12 protein-coding genes are annotated in these 16,182 nt (G+C 51.2%); 9 read left to right on the top strand and 3 right to left on the bottom strand.

Translation table 11 applies throughout. From position 1 onward, the window contains the following. Nucleotides 1-50 precede the first annotated feature (50 nt). Together IEY46_RS11405 and IEY46_RS11400 are read right to left on the bottom strand one after the other, a co-directional pair. Nucleotides 51-1,241 carry a pyridoxal phosphate-dependent aminotransferase gene (locus IEY46_RS11405; RefSeq protein WP_188992143.1) on the bottom strand — a complete coding sequence of 397 codons (1,191 nt, stop codon included), beginning with the start codon at nucleotides 1,239-1,241 and terminating at the stop codon, nucleotides 51-53. A 129-nt stretch (nucleotides 1,242-1,370) separates the two neighbouring features. Continuing rightward, on the bottom strand, nucleotides 1,371-1,820 hold the full coding sequence (locus tag IEY46_RS11400) for a hypothetical protein (RefSeq protein ID WP_188992142.1): 450 nt from the start codon (nucleotides 1,818-1,820) through the stop codon (nucleotides 1,371-1,373). A gap of 129 nt (nucleotides 1,821-1,949) precedes the next feature. Here IEY46_RS11400 and IEY46_RS11395 point away from each other — a divergent pair, with 129 nt between their 5' ends. Then, nucleotides 1,950-2,750, top strand: coding sequence for a carbon-nitrogen family hydrolase (locus IEY46_RS11395; protein ID WP_188993732.1), 801 nt, complete (start codon nucleotides 1,950-1,952; stop codon nucleotides 2,748-2,750). Between the two features lie 4 nt (nucleotides 2,751-2,754). Here the strand turns inward: IEY46_RS11395 and IEY46_RS11390 are convergent, their stop codons facing one another. Further along, the gene (locus tag IEY46_RS11390) at nucleotides 2,755-3,657 is read right to left on the bottom strand and encodes a LysR family transcriptional regulator (protein WP_188992141.1); all 903 of its coding nucleotides are present in this window, start codon (nucleotides 3,655-3,657) and stop codon (nucleotides 2,755-2,757) included. Between the two features lie 160 nt (nucleotides 3,658-3,817). On the opposite strand from IEY46_RS11390, the gene leuC reads away from it, so the two are divergent. From leuC to IEY46_RS36355, 8 genes are all read left to right on the top strand, one after another. Beyond that, nucleotides 3,818-5,239, top strand: a complete 1,422-nt coding sequence (leuC, locus tag IEY46_RS11385) for a 3-isopropylmalate dehydratase large subunit (RefSeq protein WP_188992140.1) — start codon at nucleotides 3,818-3,820, stop codon at nucleotides 5,237-5,239. A gap of 34 nt (nucleotides 5,240-5,273) precedes the next feature. Further along, nucleotides 5,274-5,867, top strand: coding sequence for a 3-isopropylmalate dehydratase small subunit (gene leuD, locus IEY46_RS11380; protein WP_188992139.1), 594 nt, complete (start codon nucleotides 5,274-5,276; stop codon nucleotides 5,865-5,867). 245 nt (nucleotides 5,868-6,112) lie between these two features. Continuing rightward, nucleotides 6,113-7,597 (top strand): N-acetylmuramoyl-L-alanine amidase, encoded by a 1,485-nt coding sequence (locus IEY46_RS11375; RefSeq protein WP_188992138.1) that lies wholly within the window; start codon nucleotides 6,113-6,115, stop codon nucleotides 7,595-7,597. A 10-nt stretch (nucleotides 7,598-7,607) separates the two neighbouring features. Continuing rightward, nucleotides 7,608-8,156, top strand: coding sequence for a GerMN domain-containing protein (locus IEY46_RS11370; RefSeq protein WP_188992137.1), 549 nt, complete (start codon nucleotides 7,608-7,610; stop codon nucleotides 8,154-8,156). 21 nt (nucleotides 8,157-8,177) lie between these two features. Further along, a complete protein-coding gene (locus IEY46_RS11365; protein ID WP_188992136.1) occupies nucleotides 8,178-10,880 on the top strand; it encodes an S-layer homology domain-containing protein in 2,703 nt (900 codons plus the stop codon). Nucleotides 10,881-11,121: 241 nt separating this feature from the next. Continuing rightward, nucleotides 11,122-11,775 (top strand): endonuclease III, encoded by a 654-nt coding sequence (nth, locus tag IEY46_RS11360; RefSeq protein WP_188993730.1) that lies wholly within the window; start codon nucleotides 11,122-11,124, stop codon nucleotides 11,773-11,775. 26 nt (nucleotides 11,776-11,801) lie between these two features. Further along, entirely contained in the window at nucleotides 11,802-12,068 is a 267-nt protein-coding gene (locus IEY46_RS11355) for an NAD/NADP transhydrogenase alpha subunit (protein WP_188992135.1), read from the top strand. Between the two features lie 56 nt (nucleotides 12,069-12,124). After that, nucleotides 12,125-15,964, top strand: coding sequence for a dynamin family protein (locus IEY46_RS36355; RefSeq protein WP_229750244.1), 3,840 nt, complete (start codon nucleotides 12,125-12,127; stop codon nucleotides 15,962-15,964). The last annotated feature ends 218 nt before the right edge of the window (nucleotides 15,965-16,182 follow it).

Below are 16,182 nucleotides of genomic sequence, written 5' to 3'. Positions count from 1 at the left end.
TCACGGCGCACTCATCAATACTAAAAGGCAAGCCTGCAAACAGGGCGTTGTTAACCGAAGAGTCTAAGCCTGCCGATCCGCTCAATGGCTTCTTCCAGACGCTCTTCCGGAGCCAGCAGCCCCAGCCGGACATAATTTTCGCCACAGGTTCCAAAACCGATACCGGGAGCGACCACGACATCCGCTTGTTCCAAAACCAGATCGGCAAAAGACGCTGAGGTATGGCCTATTGGCACGGGAAGCCAGCAGAAGAAGGAACCTCCGGGTTTTGGCGCTTCCCAGCCGATTTTGCCCATAGCGTTATAAAGCGCGTTGCGGCGTTTTTCATAGGTCGCCCGAAGCTCGCTCACGCAATCCTGCGGCCCAGTAAGCGCAACGGCGGATGCGGCTTGAATGCCGCCAAACAGACTGCAATAATAATGGTCCTGGATCAGGTTGATAAGCGAAATAATTTCCGGATTGCCCAGTGCAAAACCGACCCGCCAGCCAGCCATATTATAGGTTTTGGACAACGTATAAAATTCGACGCCGACTTCTTTGGCCCCGGGTGTCTGCAAAAAACTGACCGGCTGATTTCCGTCAAAACCGATCGCTCCATAAGCAAAGTCGCTGGCGACGACAATGCCGTGACGTGCAGCAAATTCTACCGTTTGGGAATAAAACGCGGGACTTGCCACTGCGCCGGTAGGGTTGTTCGGATAATTGATAAACATCAGCTTGGCCTGATCTGCAATGGTTGTATGTATCATGTCATAATCAGGAAGAAAATGGTTGTCCGCAGTGAGCGGCATATATTCCATCCGTCCGCCTGCCAGCGCCACACCTGACCAATAATCAGGATAGCCGGGATCTGGAACCAGACAGATATCACCGGGATTGAGTAGGCATTGACTGATTTCAATAAGACCGGTTTTGCCGCCGAACAGAATGGCGACTTCCTTCTCAGGGTCCAGTACGACGTCATAATCTTCTTTATAACGCTGGGCCACCGCTTCTTTCAGAAATGGAAAACCTTTAAAAGGGGGATAGCGGTGGTAAAGAGGATTCGGGGCCGCTTCCTGCAAAGCCGCGACAATATGGGCGGGGGTAGGCTGGTCCGGATTTCCCTGACCGAGATTGATCACGTCGCGCCCTTTGGCCGCTTGCGCGCCTGCTTTGCCCACAAGCGCGGCAAAAAATTGCGCCGGCAAGCCGGACATCCGGTCTGCCGGACTTATTTTAAACGATTGGGTATCCTTCATTTCGTAATCACTCCACTATTTTGCTGCGTTCAAAAAAACCTAAGCCTAATTTAGCATATTATAGGAAGAGGTGTCGAGCAAAGCGGAATGGCACGTTAGTTGGAAACCATTTGAAATGCAAAAACAAATTTATAGACCCATCTGCTTCAGGAAAGGTTTTGTGTCGGCTTTAAAAGTCAGCAGAAACGGTTTGCGGTTTTCGTCAAAAATAAGCAGAACCTGAGGCTTGTCCGGGCAGTAAAACAGAAATACATCCGACGTGCGGACGCTGGCTGTACCAGCTTTCACCATAGCCGGTTCCTTCAATGGAATCCGGAATACGTATCCGCACTTGTCCTCCGGTTTGGCCTGTGGTGCAAGACCGGTTACCGAACCCAGCCAGTTAATGGCATAAGCCTGGAACTCTTTGTTGTTCGGCACGGATTTGACGACTTTTCCCGCTCCGATGTCAAAAGCCTGTACAGGTCTTTGCGAAACGGACCCGTCTTGCGGCGGTGCGGCGCTGGCCACAGCAGGAATCAGGAAACAAAAGGCCAGAAGCAGGAAGGGGAGCCATTTGAATGTTACGTTTGCCTTCATTTTTATTTCTCCTTTCCAGACAGGTAAGATGCTTGCCTTGTTAAGATGCCCAACTTGACAGCGAACCATGAGACGGTATCATTAGGGAAAAGAACATCGGTGAAGGAACAGGAAGGTGGCGAAGAAGCGATGACAGCACAGAACAGGCTCAGAATCGCATTAATTCAAATGCATGTGGAGGCCGGACATCCGGAGGCGAATTTCCGGAAGTTGGAAACTTTGCTTCAGGAAGCGGTGAGCGGGGAGGTCAAGCCTCAGCTGATTATGCTGCCTGAAATGTGGAATACCGGATACGCGCTCGAGGAGATTCGCACCCTTGCTGACCGTAACGGGGAGCGGACGAAAAAAATGCTTTCGGCCTTCGCCCGCGAACATGGGGTGCAGGTGCATTGCGGCTCGATAGCAGAAAGTCGTGAGGATGGCGTCTATAATACTTCTTACTTTTTTAACGGGCAGGGCGAGGTTGAAGCGGACTATTCAAAAATTCATTTGTTCCGTTTAATGAATGAAGAGAAGCATTTGCTGGCAGGGAATGTAACGGGCCGTCTGAAAGTATCGGAAGTGGACTCCGGAATGATGATCTGTTACGATATCCGTTTTCCGGAACTGGCGCGTAAGCTGGCGCTGGAGGGAGCCAAACTGTTGTTTGTCCCTGCGCAATGGCCCAACCCGCGGCTGCACCATTGGCGCACGCTGCTGATGGCGCGGGCAATCGAGAACCAGATGTTTGTAATCGCCTGCAACCGATGCGGTACGAGCGGCACAAGCTCATTTTTCGGACATTCGCTTATTATTGATCCTTGGGGAGAAGTCGTAGCAGAAGCCGGAGAGATGGAGACCATCCTCCACGCGGAAATCGATCTTGATCTGGTCGACGAGGTACGCAGCAGAATTCCAGTATTTGAGGACCGCCGACCAGCATTGTATTAAAAGGTCAAGAATGGAAATGACTTTCGATGGTTGATTTCATCGTATCGATAAAAGCCTCGGCTGCTTTGGAGAGGTATCTTCCTTTGCGGCTGGCGATCACCAAAGTGCGGGAAGGCGCCGGTTCGGCTATTGGCAAATAGGTGGGGGCGAATTCGTACCACTTGGCTCTTGCTACCATCTTGGGTACGAAAGCTATTCCCATGCCCGCGGCGACAAGCGACTGAACGGTCTCGATATTGCCGCTTTCAAAAACAACCCGTGGCTGGAATCCCGCTTTCTCGCATAGCTCGACGGCAATTTGTCTGAAGCCTTGACCTTTCTTAAGCAATACAAAAGGTTCGTGAAGAAGGTCGTTGATCTCCACTGCCTTATTGGCAAGCGCAAGGGGGTGCTCGGGAGGCACGGCCAGACAAATTTCCTCTTCAATTAACGGTTCCCATGCAAGTGAAGGCTCATGCAGCGGCAGCGACAGCAAGCTGAGGTCCGTCTGTCCGCTGGCTGTCAGCTGCTCCAGTTTGAACGAGCTGTCTTCGACCAGAGCGATTTCGATTTCGGGATAAAGTCTGCCGAATACGGGCAGCACCAAAGGCAGGACATGCGAGCCGGTAATGGGCAAGCTGCCTACAACAAGCTTGCCTTTGCGCATATGGGCAAGATCATCCAATTCCTGTTTCAACTGCTCGATGCTGTCGAGGATGGTTTGCGCCTTCTGCACAAAGACCGATCCGGCATGGGTCATTTCTACAGAATTCGTTGTCCGGCGGAACAGCAGGACGCCAATCTCTTTCTCCAGCTTCGACAGCTGCTGGCTTAAAGAGGGCTGGGCGATATGAAGCTTTTCTGCGGCACGCGAAAAGTTTTTTTCTTTAGCAATTTGAATGACATATTGCAGTTGGCGGAATTCCAAGATACGTTAGCTCCCTTGCGGATATTTATCCGGCACGATTTACCATAGGCCATACCTATTGATGTTATAGATATTATATCTTGGATCAATGAAGAAAGAAATGTTATGATATTCGCATCGATCAACAAGAACGAATTATTGAACTTATGAGGTGAAAACAATGGCAAAAAGGACAATGGTAGAGAAGATTTGGGACAATCATGTTATTCATGCCGAAGAAGGCAAACCGAGCGTATTGTACATCGATTTGCAATTGGTGCACGAAGTTACGTCACCGCAAGCTTTTGAAGGGCTCCGCCTGACAGGACGCAAGGTGCGCCGACCGGACCTGACTTTTGCAACAATGGACCACAACGTACCGACGAAAGACCGTTTCAACATTAAAGATCCGATTTCCAAGCAGCAAATCGATACGCTGACGCAGAACTGTGCGGATTTTGGAGTCAAGCTGTTTGATCTTGACAGCATTGATCAAGGTGTTGTTCACGTTATGGGCCCCGAGCTTGGACTGACTCACCCCGGGAAAACGATTGTTTGCGGCGACAGCCATACTTCGACCCACGGCGCATTCGGCGCATTGGCATTCGGGATCGGCACATCCGAGGTGGAGCATGTTCTGGCCACGCAATGCCTGCAGCAATCCAAGCCCAAAACAATGGAAATCCGTTTCAACGGCAGCCGTAAGCCGGGTGTAACCGCCAAGGATATGATTCTGGGCGTAATTGCCAAGTACGGAACTGACTTTGGAACGGGTTATGTTATGGAATTCACAGGAGAAGCGATTTCTTCCCTGACAATGGAAGAGCGGATGACCGTCTGCAACATGTCTATTGAAGCTGGTGCCCGCGCAGGCCTGATCGCTCCTGACGAAACAACCTTCAACTATCTGCGTGGCCGCGAATATGCGCCGCAGGGAGAAGCCTTTGACCGTGCCGTCCGGATCTGGTCGGAGCTGGCTACTGACGATGGCGCTTCATACGATAAAGTGCTGGAATTTGACGTGGACTCTCTCATTCCTCAAGTAACCTGGGGAACAAGCCCCGGCATGGGAACGGATATTACTTCGAACGTGCCCGTACCGGCTGAGCTTCCGACAGAGAATGAGCGCAAAGCAGCCGAAAAAGCATTGGAATACATGGGGCTGACGCCTGGGACGCCAATGAAGGAAATTCCTATCGATTACGTATTCATCGGCTCTTGTACGAATGGACGGATTGAAGATCTTCGCGCCGCAGCCGAAATTGCCAAAGGTTATAAAGTCAACGAGCGAGTAACGGCGATTGTGGTACCGGGATCGGGCCGCGTTAAAATTCAAGCCGAGAAAGAGGGTCTGGATCGGATCTTCACGGAAGCCGGTTTTGAATGGCGCGATGCAGGCTGCTCCATGTGCCTGGCAATGAATCCCGATGTTCTGGAGCCTGGACAACGCTGTGCGTCGACGTCCAACCGGAACTTTGAAGGCCGTCAAGGACGCGGCGGACGTACGCATCTTGTATCCCCGGCTATGGCTGCAGCAGCTGCCATAATGGGTAAATTCACCGATGTCCGCGATTGGGAAATCAAATCCGAAGTATTGAGCTAGTTTAGCCGATTGAATATGAAAGGGGATTTCATAGATGGAAGAATTTAAAAAGCTGACAGGACTGGTTGCCCCTGTGGACCGCGTCAATGTCGATACGGATGCCATTATTCCAAAACAATTTCTTAAACGCATTGAGCGCAGCGGCTTCGGCCAATTTCTGTTTTTTGAATGGCGTTGGGACGAGAAAGGGAATGTCATTCCCGATTTCAGCCTGAACCAGGATCGTTATCAAGGAGCTTCTGTATTGATTTCCCGCGCCAATTTTGGCTGCGGCTCCTCGCGTGAACATGCACCTTGGGCGATTCTCGATTATGGTTTTAAAGTAGTTATCGCTCCATCATTTGCGGATATTTTTTATAACAACTGTTTCAAAAACGGTATACTTCCGATTCGTTTGAGCGAAGAACAGGTCGAGGATCTGTTCCAGCGCACAGCGGGCACGGAAGGCTACAAGCTGACTGTCGATCTGGAGAACAAAAAAATTACGGATGGCGCCGGTCTGGAAATTTCTTTCGATCTGGATGAGCACCGCCGCCAATTCCTTCTTCAGGGACTGGATGATATCGGCCTTACGCTCCAGCACGAAGAGGCCATTTCAGCTTATGAAGCCAGCCGGGTCGCGTATTAATAACCGATCCAGCAGTATCTTTGCAGCACTGCAAGCCTCCGGGGGACCCGGGGGCTTTTTATATGAAACCCGGCGCGGACGGGCCTGGAGATAATACGTTTTTTACTTCCAAGGATACTGCGTCACAGAGTAACAATTTTCCTTATTACGCAACTTTTTCTGACAAGCTGCGTCTAATAAATGTCTGTTAGCATCGGCATGTTCGCTCTGCTCCTAAGGCGAAAATTAAGTCATCGAGGTGAAAGATGAAGAAGTTTGTAACCGCTGTTTTGTTATTGACGTTGTTCGTCTCTATGTTCCCTGTCTTGGTAGGGGCTGCCGCTGAGCCTGTACCCAAGCTTATTTTGAACGGCAAGCAATTACAACCGTCTGCAGCGCCTCGGATTGTCAAGCAATACACAATGGTGCCCGTCCGTGTCGTATCGGAGGAACTCGGGTTTGGTGTGGATTGGTCTTCCCCGAATGTTTATATCTCCAATGGCGATACAACAATGGTTCTGACAATCGGGAGTAAAACCGCGCTGGTCAACGAGAAGAAGGTTTCACTCGATGCTCCTGCCATGATTTCCAAAAGCACCACTCTTGTACCCCTTCGATTTATTGGAGAGCAGTTTGGCCTTGAAGTCTCCTGGGAAGACAAGACAAAGACAGTGAACCTCACCAGCCCGGTCCAGGAGGAAAAACCGCCTGTCGTCCTGCCGGGAGAGGAGGAAGGCAATACTGGTAATGAAGAAGGAACCGAGCCCGGATCTGGCGGTACGGTAACCGACGGTACGGAGCCGGCAAATTCATCCGCTACGATCAACGCGATCGACTATGATGGTTTGGGCAGTATTTATGTAAATTATGATGGCGATATTGGCGAACTGGTTCAGGAAACAATCGCAAGTACCGGAGAAATTCAACAGAAAATTGCTATTGATTTTCCGTCCACGGCCTTTTCTAGTACTTTTAAATCAGGTTTATCGAACGGGTATTCCGGTCAAATCTCGATGGATGGTCACCCATCGCTCGTTAACGTGCGTTATTCTTTATATAAGGACAAGCCTCCAACAGTCCGTATCGTACTGGACTTAAAGGTATCTGCGCCGATTAATATTGTGCGCGAAGGAAAAGTGATCCGTATCGATATGCAAGAGCCTACGGAGGTGGTCACGCCATCCCCGCCGGCAATAGTCGAGCCGCCGATACCGGGCGTATACAAAGTTGTGCTGGATGCCGGACATGGAGCTAAAGATCCCGGGGCTTCTGCTGTAAACGGCAAAACGGAGAAGGAATTCAATTTGGCTATCACGCTTAAAGTGAAAGCTTTACTCGATAAAGAACCGAAAATCAATGCAATATTGACCCGTTCCGACGATACGTTCGTAGAACTGAATGACCGGGCAAAGATTGCTAATGATCTCAAGGCGGATATTTTTATTTCATTTCATGGAAATTCCGCATCACCGAGCGCGACCGGAACGGAAACGTATTACAACCGTGCCGATAGCCTGGCCCTCGCCAATGTGATACATAAGCATTTGGTTGCAGGCACCGGGTTACCCGACCGCAAGGTGCGTCAGGCCGGATTTGTGGTTATCAAGAAAACAACCATGCCCGCTGTATTGCTGGAGTCGGGCTATCTCTCCAATAAAGGCGATGCGGCTGTTCTCTTTGATCCGGCCAGACAAGATGCCATAGCTGCCGAGGTTGTCGCCGGTATTAAAGAGTACTTGAATATAACCTAGGGGGAAGCAGATGAAACGATCAACAGCTTCACGCTTACTGCTAGTTTTGATCACAACCGCTGCTATATTAACGGTGAGCGCTTGCGGAAGCCGGACAGATAATACGCAGGGCGGCAGCGTCAATCAGCAGCAGCCCGCACCTGAACCCGTGCCGCTTACGGAAAAGAAAAGTGAGACAATAAAGGTTTATTACGCGGATGAACAACTGACAGAGCTGCTGGAGCAGCAGACGGAAATACAATATGAGGACGAGCTCGATAAAGTCAAAAATGCTTATAAAGCTCTTCAGAAAGATGGGAAAGACGGAGAAATGTCCTTATGGAAGCATATCGATCTGCTGGATGTTAAGCTTGAAGACAGTGCAATAACGCTTAATGTTCATCTTAACGATTTGGGGCGTTTTGGAGCTCCTGGCGAGCAGATGGCAATTGATGCCCTCCAGAAGACCCTGTTTCAATTCGACGAAGTCACTTCGCTTGAGATACTCGTCGATGGAGAGAAAGAAGAGAGTTTGATGGGCCATGTGGAACTGGATCATCCATTTACGAAAGATCAATAGTTTTAGGGGGAGTTTTCAAGCATGCACAACATCAATAAGTGGTACAAAGGGATTTCTTCGCTTGTCATATTCTCCGTAATCTCAAGCTTCACCTTAACCGGTGGAGCTGTTTTTGCTGATTCGGCAGCTGCTACCAAGTTCAATGACGTACCGGCTTCCCACTGGGCTCAGAAGCACATAACAAAGCTGGCTCTTCAAGGCATCGTCAAAGGCAATAACGGAGTCTTCAAACCCAGTGATAATGTGAGCCGGCAGGAAGCGGTCACGATGGTCATCCGATTCATGGGTATGGAAGATGAAGTGAAGCCTGATCAGGCTGTCGTGTTTTCCAATTCATTCAAGGTTAACGATTATTTCAAGCCTTATATTGCCCTGGCTTTCCAGAAGGGACTGCTTGACCGCAGTGATGAGTTTAAAGAAGCTGAAGCGGACCAGACTGCCGACTGGGGTGCGAAGAAAGCCTCGAGAGAATGGATTACCAAGCTGGTCGTTAAAGCAATTGGCAAAGAGTCGGTTGCAGCAGGGATGGCTTCTACACAAGTGGCATTTTCCGACCGCAGCACCGTCAGCCAAGGATATGCCGGATACGTCAATGCAGCTGTTTCCCTGAAGCTCGTCAATGGCGTAACGGCCGACAAATTCGAGCCTAAAGGCGCAATTACGCGGGCATCCATGGCAACGCTGCTGAGCAGGGCAGAAAGTCAGTTCCCTGTTTCTTTCTCCGGACAGGAGAATGGTATTCTGTCCGCCAAAACAAATGTTGCGCTTGAAGTATACAGGCAGGGGAAAAGCGATCTGAAGCTGACGTTGTCGCCGGATACGAATGTGTACCGGTTTGACTCGGATAAGCCGCTAAGCCCCGAACAGCTGACACCGAATACGAACGTGATGGTAATCGCCGACGGCGACAAAGCTTTGTACGTGGAGCAGCTTGATGACAGCCAGCAGGTGGAGAAGTTGACAGGAACCTTTGATCGGATCGTTCCAGCCGAAAACAAACTGTGGGTATGGGTTAAGGATAATCCGGTTTCAGTCATCTATGACAGCTCTGTAACGGTCAAGGACGGTTCCGGATCGGTAATTCCGGTAACTTCACTGGTGAAAGACAGCAAGGTGGAGATTACCCGGGATACATACCGCGAAACCCCACGCGTGCAATCGATCACGGTGCAGTCCGCACCTGTCAACAAAACGGGAACAGGGACTGTGAAAAACGTAGATACCGCAACTTCCAGCATTACTGTTACCGACTCCGCGTCAAATGCCGAGGAGCATCTGAACATCTCGCCGCAAGCGGTTATACTGTGGCAGGGCAGTATTCTCCAGGGAGGAATCACACAGATTCGCACCGGCGATTCCCTGTCATATGAAATTCAGGACAGCGTTGTGACCCGAATCACTGTTCAGCAAACCTCCGCCAAGACGATAAAAGGCGAATTCTATTCCGCCAGCTCAGACGGCAAAACGATTCAATATATTCGTGATGGCGGCACGCAGCTTGATGCCAAGTTTGTTGCTGATACCACACAGGTGACGATTGAAGGTCTAACGTCAACCGCGTTAACCGATCTGGTAAAAGGTGACGTTCTTGAGCTCACTTTGAACGACCAGGACAAAGTCAGCGCCATCAAAGTGGTGAACCGCAAGGTAGAATACGTCAATGGAGCAGTGATTGTCAGCTATGATCCGGAGCTTAAAGCGCTGGTAGTCAAGAATGGCAGCAAATTAATTCCGGTATATTTGACGGACGATACAAAAATCGAAATGAACGGAGCAGTTATTAATCTGTTCAATGCAGCTCCCTTGCTGATTAAAGACCGTAAGATTACCATCGGTTATACGGACGACAAAGCCGTTTCCGTGCAATTTGTTTATAAATACACGGGATCTGTCGTTTCGATCAATCAGACTTCCAGACAGTTGAACCTGATGATGGCTGGCGGTTCCAGCTTCACAATCGGATTTGATTCGCTGGCTGTTGATGCGCTGGGAAAAACCATGACGATCTCTGACGTGAAGCCGGGGGATACGGTTACCGTCTTGTTGAATGCTAGCCAGGACAAAGCGGTAAACCTTCAATTGCATACCACGAAACAAGTGGAAGTGGTTTCGGTTGATGTCAACAGCAAGAAGATTCAGCTCAAAAACTCCGATCAGTCCACTGCGGATTGGGCGGCAAGCGACTGGTCTATCTATAATGAAAAAGAAGAGCTTGTCACGATTAACGCGTTGGCGGCAGGACAAGTGGGCAATATCACTTTTGTTGGCAATCAGCCCACATCCTTTAAGAAAGTAGCGGTTACAACAGGACGAGTTGCGGCTATTGCGGCTGACAAAGTCACAGTCGCCAATACTGGAGGGGGCTCCATCGATATTCCGCTCGGCTCAGCCATAATGGTAGTAAAGAATGGTGTTTCGGGTACTTCAGCTGCCGTCTTGCAGGCAGGAGACAGGGTTGAAGTCCGCAAGGATGCCACGGATCAGACGCTGATAACCGTGAACAGCGGCATAGCCAAAACATTCTGGAAATTCGACAGCGCCACAAGCTTGCTTTCGGTCAAACGTTCCAGTCTTGCAGACACTAATTTCACCTACAAGGTGACGTCCATGACGAAAGTATGGCAAGGCGATACGGCAATTTCTTTGACAGATTTAAAAGAAGGCGACAGCATTACCCTTTACATCAACCAGGGTGAACTTTTGGAGATTGTAAGGAAAGGTTAGTTACTACGGGAAGAGCACTGGGTTTTTCATGCCGGTGCTTTTTTTCTGCTTTCTTTAAAAATTTTCCAAGTCAGCACCTTTTCATCTCATAGAATTACGGCAAAATAAAATAATTTTATGAAAATCTCATGAAAAAGAGGCTATAAGCGCCCGTTTACGGTTGCTTATTGTGACATTTTTCGCTACACTTTGATTCGAAAGCCCAAATAGGGGAGAGAGACAGTTGAAAGCTAAGGATAAGATGGCCTATATCTTGCGTGTAATAGGCGAGATGTTTCCGAACGCTCACTGTGAGCTGAATCACCGTAATCCGTTTGAATTGACGATCGCCGTTCTGCTTTCGGCGCAATGCACGGATGAAACGGTTAACAAAGTAACAGCCGACCTATTCAAGAAATATGAGACACCTGCCGATTATCTGTCAGTTCCGCTTGATGAGCTTGAACAGGATATCCGCCGAATCGGATTGTATCGAAACAAGGCTTCCCATATTCAGAAGCTTTGCCGGATGCTGCTGGACGAATTCGGCGGCGAGATCCCCCATCGGCATGAGGATTTGACCAAACTGCCTGGTGTCGGACGCAAGACGGCAAATGTGGTCGTCTCCAATGCATTTGGAGTTCCGGCGATCGCAGTGGACACGCATGTGGAGCGGGTTTCCAAACGGCTCGGCATCGCCAAAGTGGACGACAATGTCCTCGAGGTAGAGAAGAAGTTGATGAAGCTTGTGCCGCGGGAGCTATGGACCGATACGCATCATCGGCTAATTTTTTTCGGAAGATACCATTGCAAAGCGCAAAATCCGCAATGCCCTGTTTGCCCGCTGCTGGATCTGTGCAAGGAAGGCAGGCAGCGTATGAAGATGAATGCCGATCGGAAAGCGAAAGCTAATTAATTTTGAGAGAAGAGGATGATCCAAACATGAAATGCATTTCCGTGTACACGAAAGATTTTGCTTTGTTTTCCGATATTTATGAGCAAATTATGGAAGCCCCTCCGGAAGAAAATGAAGAAGTTATTATTGAAGGCGTTACGGTTAGTGGAGCAGGAGACGTACCGGATCAATATATTGAACGTATGCGGGTTAAACCTGAGGTTGTTGTGATGAAAGAAAGAGAGCGCAGCGTGACGATACTTCAGCATGGCGAAGTGTTCGAGATCTGCCTGCCATCCGAGCAATCCGCATAAAGTAAACCACCGACATAGCGATACAGGTATGGTTATGGAAAATGGGAGAGAGAGAAATGAATCCATCTATTGCAACTGCTGTTCATCCGCTTGAAGCCGCGCTTAAGCAAATCGGGCCTCTTATGGACGAAGCCGGCGACAAACGGAATGCGGAGCGGCTGCTGGAGCTGCGCGGCAAATTAAATGCCGGGCGGCTTGCAGTCGCATTCTGCGGACATTTCTCCGCAGGCAAGTCAACACTGGTTAACAGACTTTGCGGGGCGGAGCTGCTGCCCTCAAGTCCAATTCCCACCAGTGCCAATGTTGTAACGATTGAAAACGGCGATCCTAAAGCAACGCTTACACGCACTAAGGGAGGCCGTGAAGAAACGCTGGCTGTTCCTCTCGATCAGCTTGATGATTATTGCAAGGATGGGGAAGGGGTACAATCCATCGCCTTGACTTACCCGATTCCGCGGCTTGGCGATCACACGGTGCTTCTGGACACGCCCGGTATCGACTCCACTGATGACGCGCACCGGATGGCGACCGAATCGGCGCTGCATCTGGCGGACGTCGTTTTTTACGTTATGGACTACAATCACGTGCAATCGGAAATTAACTTTTCCTTCGCCAAGCAGCTTAAGGATTGGGGCAAACCGTTATATCTGATCGTGAACCAAATCGATAAACATCGGGACAGCGAGCTGAGCTTTGAAGCTTACCGCCGGAGTGTGGACCAGGCGTTCGCCAATTGGCATTTAGAGCCAAGCGGGGTCGTCTATTTGTCGCTGCGCGAGCCTGGTCACCCCCATTCGGAGTGGGTTAAGCTTGAGGAACTGCTGGCGAATTTGGCGCAGCTGCGCGGGCCGCTTGCTCTTTGCAGCGTGGATGCCTCTGCGCGTCATTTGATTCGGGCGCACGGCAAAGTTCTGGATGAGCTTGCTGAGCCGCAGCGGGAACGATTAATTTCAGCTGCCGGCGGCGAAGATGGAGCGGAACATGTTGCGGAGGAATTATCGGCATTAAAGGGCACGTTGAACGGGATCGAGCAGGAAGCGGAAGGACTTCGCACCCGTCTGCGTCTGGATATGCAGCGACTGCTTGATAATGCGAATGTAACCCCTGCCCCAACTCGCGATTTGGCGCAGTCGTTTCTGGAGAGTCGCAAGCCGGGCTTCAAGATGGGTCTGCTCTTCTCCGGCGGGAAGACAGCCGCGGAGCAGGAGAAGCGTCTGGAGGCCTTTAAAGCGGATTTCGAGTCGCTGGTAAAGGCGGGAATCGAATGGCATCTGCTGGATATGCTCCGCAAAGCAGCGGACGGTATCGGCTGGCGCGGAGAAGAAATGGAGCAGCAGTTGATAGCAGCGATAACCGGGCCTGTCGAAGCCGAGTGGCTTCTGAACCATGTGAATACCGGCGCCGTGTTCGGCAGCGAATACACCATAAACTACTGCCGTGAGCTTGCAGCAGATGTGAAAGGCATCTACCGCAAGCGGGCGATGGGCTGGATCGATATTCTTGCACGGCACGCAGAAGCGGCAGGCGAAGCAGCCTCTGCTCCTGTACGCGAACGTCTGGGCATGCTCGCCGTTCAGGCCGCTGCTCTTGAAGAGCTATCGGCCATCGCAGAGCGCGCGGCAGCGCACCAGGCGCGTCTGGCTGCCATGCTGCCGCCTGCACCGGTGCGTCCGGCACTTCCAGTGCCGCGGACCGCGAAGCCGCCTGAAATGAAGGAGAGCCTGTTTGAGCCAGCGCCTCGCGCGGTTACAAGCGTCGGGACTGGCGGGGGAGCTATTCGGAACGGGGCTTCTCCAGACCAAGCCCGGACAGGGAATCCGCCCGGATCCCTTCATGGTTCCGAGCCCGATGCCAAGTCAACCGGGCCTGATGATGCGTTTGACGGCACAGGCGAAGCAGGTCATTCACAGCGAGGCCATCATACCTCCCGGACTTCGGACGCATTAGAAATGACAGGAGCAGCCTCAGACATGCCGCATTCCGCGACGTCTTCCGATATTGGAGGGGGCGCATTAGCGCCGCAACGCAAAGCGGCAGAGCGGCTCTACAAGGCCGCTGATCTCCTGGAAGCGAACGGGGATTTTGCTTCTGCGGTGCAAGCTATGCGTGACAAGGCGGACCGCTTGCAAGGGAGCCGTTTCACAATTGCTTTGTTCGGGGCGTTCAGCGCAGGGAAATCCTCTCTTGCGAATGCTTTGCTTGGCGATGCGGTTCTGCCGGTATCGCCGAATCCGACAACTGCTGCTGTGAACTGTATCGTGCCTCCAACCGGAGAGAAGGTTCACGGCACTGCCAGCGTCCTGCTGAAAACGCGTGAAGCGATGCTGGACGATCTTCGTTATTCCCTGTCCTTGCTTGGAGAGCCTGCTGAACGGATGAATCCGGCTCAGCTGTTGGACAGTATCGCCCGTTTGACACCGGATGGCGTTCATGCAGGTGGCCGGCCTCATTACAGCTTCCTGAAGGCTGCGCAGCAGGGGTGGCAGGAGCATGAGGCTCTGCTAGGCGGCGAGCTTCATGTGGATGGCGAAATGTACCGCCGTTATGTAGCGGAGGAAATGAAGTCCTGCTTTGTTCGCGAGATCGAGCTTTACCATCATAATACGCTGACGGCTCAGGGTATTGTACTTGTCGATACACCCGGCGCCGACTCTGTAAATGCGAGGCATACAGGGGTAGCCTTCAATTACATTAAAAATGCCGATGCGATTCTGTTTGTCACTTATTATAATCACGCCTTCTCGCAGGCAGACCGTCAGTTCCTTCTGCAGCTGGGTCGAGTGAAGGACCAGTTTGAGCTGGATAAAATGTTCTTTATCGTCAATGCCGCGGACCTGGCGTCAGGCAGCGAAGAGCTTGGCGGGGTGCTTGCGCATGTCGAGCGAAATTTGCAGCAGCAGGGCATCCGATTCCCCCGTATATTCCCTGTGTCCAGCCTGCAGGCATTGGATGGCAAGCAGAGACATGATTCTGCTTTGACTGTCATTTCGGGCATCGCGGCCTTTGAAGAAGCATTTCTTTCCTTCACCCGGGATGATCTCGGACAGCTTGCCGTTGCTTCTGCTGAGCTGGAGCTTGAGCGATCGGGGCGTACACTGGACGACTGGATCGAGGCGGCATCAGGCGACGCAGCCAGCCGTGCGAAGGCGGCTGAGGAGCTGCGTACGGCTGCCGACACCGCCACAGTCCGCATGCGTGAGTTGGAGCAATCTATGGTGCGAAACAACCCGCAGCTCTTCCAGGAGCTCAAGGAACTGCTGTTCTATGTGCTTCAACGGGTTCAGCTGCGATTCGGCGAACATTATAATTTCGCTTTTAATCCGGCGGTTCTGCAAGATGATGGCCGCGATCTGCGCAAAGCGCTCTGGACCTCATGGCTGGAGCTGCAAAGGCTGCTGCAAATCGAGCTGGCCCAGGAGCTTCAGGCGACATCGCTTCGTTTGGACAATACGCTTAACCGTCTGGCGGCGAAGCAATTTTCCGATCTGGCTGGTGATGTAGGGCAGGTCCTGCATGGTTTCCATGCCTCTGCCTTCAAGCCGCTGGAGATGCCAACGCCCGAGGAGCAGCCGCCCTGGCAGGCGGAAGCGATCGACTCAAAGTGGCTGTGGAGCCGGTTCAAGTCGCCCCGCCACTTTTTTGAAGGGGAGGGTAAAGGAGCGCTGCGCAGCGCGCTGGAAGCCGAGTTAACGGAGCCTTTGCAGCAGTGGATTTCACAGGCCGAGTCTCAGTGGGAATACCGTTACGCGGACTTCTGGCAAGAGGCTGCCCAGTCAATCGTGTCCGTCCTGTTGGCGGATATCGGATCGTTTACATCCGGCAAGCTTTCGTCAATCACCGGCAATTCCAATCTGGATGAGCTCAGAGAGCTGCAGCAAAGGCTGCAGGACCTATAGAAAATACGCGCATTAGCTAAAGAAGAACCTTGCATCATCCCTGAAGGATGACTGGCAAGGTTCTTTGCTTTGAAAAAATAAATACTGCAAAAACAAAGGTAAATATGCAAAAACGGAGCAATGTGTGCATGTTGATGATGAAATGCGACGATATCGAAGAATACCCCCTAACAAATCGTCAATATGGAAGAGAAAGAGGATTCTGCCAACTATATGCG

This window comes from Paenibacillus nasutitermitis, from assembly GCF_014641075.1.
In the GTDB taxonomy this organism is placed as follows: domain Bacteria; phylum Bacillota; class Bacilli; order Paenibacillales; family Paenibacillaceae; genus Paenibacillus_Z; species Paenibacillus_Z nasutitermitis.
Note: the sequence above shows the minus strand (reverse complement) of the source record. Positions and strands in the feature narration are given on the sequence as shown.

Excerpts from the sequence above, each read along its gene's own strand:
- IEY46_RS11405 (WP_188992143.1), bottom strand. The coding sequence starts at position 1,241 with ATGAAGGATACCCAATCGTTTAAAATAAGTCCGGCAGACCGGATGTCC.
- IEY46_RS11365 (WP_188992136.1), top strand. The coding sequence starts at position 8,178 with ATGCACAACATCAATAAGTGGTACAAAGGGATTTCTTCGCTTGTCATA.
- IEY46_RS11375 (WP_188992138.1), top strand. The coding sequence starts at position 6,113 with ATGAAGAAGTTTGTAACCGCTGTTTTGTTATTGACGTTGTTCGTCTCT.
- IEY46_RS11400 (WP_188992142.1), bottom strand. The coding sequence starts at position 1,820 with ATGAAGGCAAACGTAACATTCAAATGGCTCCCCTTCCTGCTTCTGGCC.
- nth (WP_188993730.1), top strand. The coding sequence starts at position 11,122 with ATGGCCTATATCTTGCGTGTAATAGGCGAGATGTTTCCGAACGCTCAC.
- leuD (WP_188992139.1), top strand. The coding sequence starts at position 5,274 with ATGGAAGAATTTAAAAAGCTGACAGGACTGGTTGCCCCTGTGGACCGC.
- IEY46_RS11395 (WP_188993732.1), top strand. The coding sequence starts at position 1,950 with ATGACAGCACAGAACAGGCTCAGAATCGCATTAATTCAAATGCATGTG.
- leuC (WP_188992140.1), top strand. The coding sequence starts at position 3,818 with ATGGCAAAAAGGACAATGGTAGAGAAGATTTGGGACAATCATGTTATT.
- IEY46_RS36355 (WP_229750244.1), top strand. The coding sequence starts at position 12,125 with ATGAATCCATCTATTGCAACTGCTGTTCATCCGCTTGAAGCCGCGCTT.
- IEY46_RS11355 (WP_188992135.1), top strand. The coding sequence starts at position 11,802 with ATGAAATGCATTTCCGTGTACACGAAAGATTTTGCTTTGTTTTCCGAT.
- IEY46_RS11370 (WP_188992137.1), top strand. The coding sequence starts at position 7,608 with ATGAAACGATCAACAGCTTCACGCTTACTGCTAGTTTTGATCACAACC.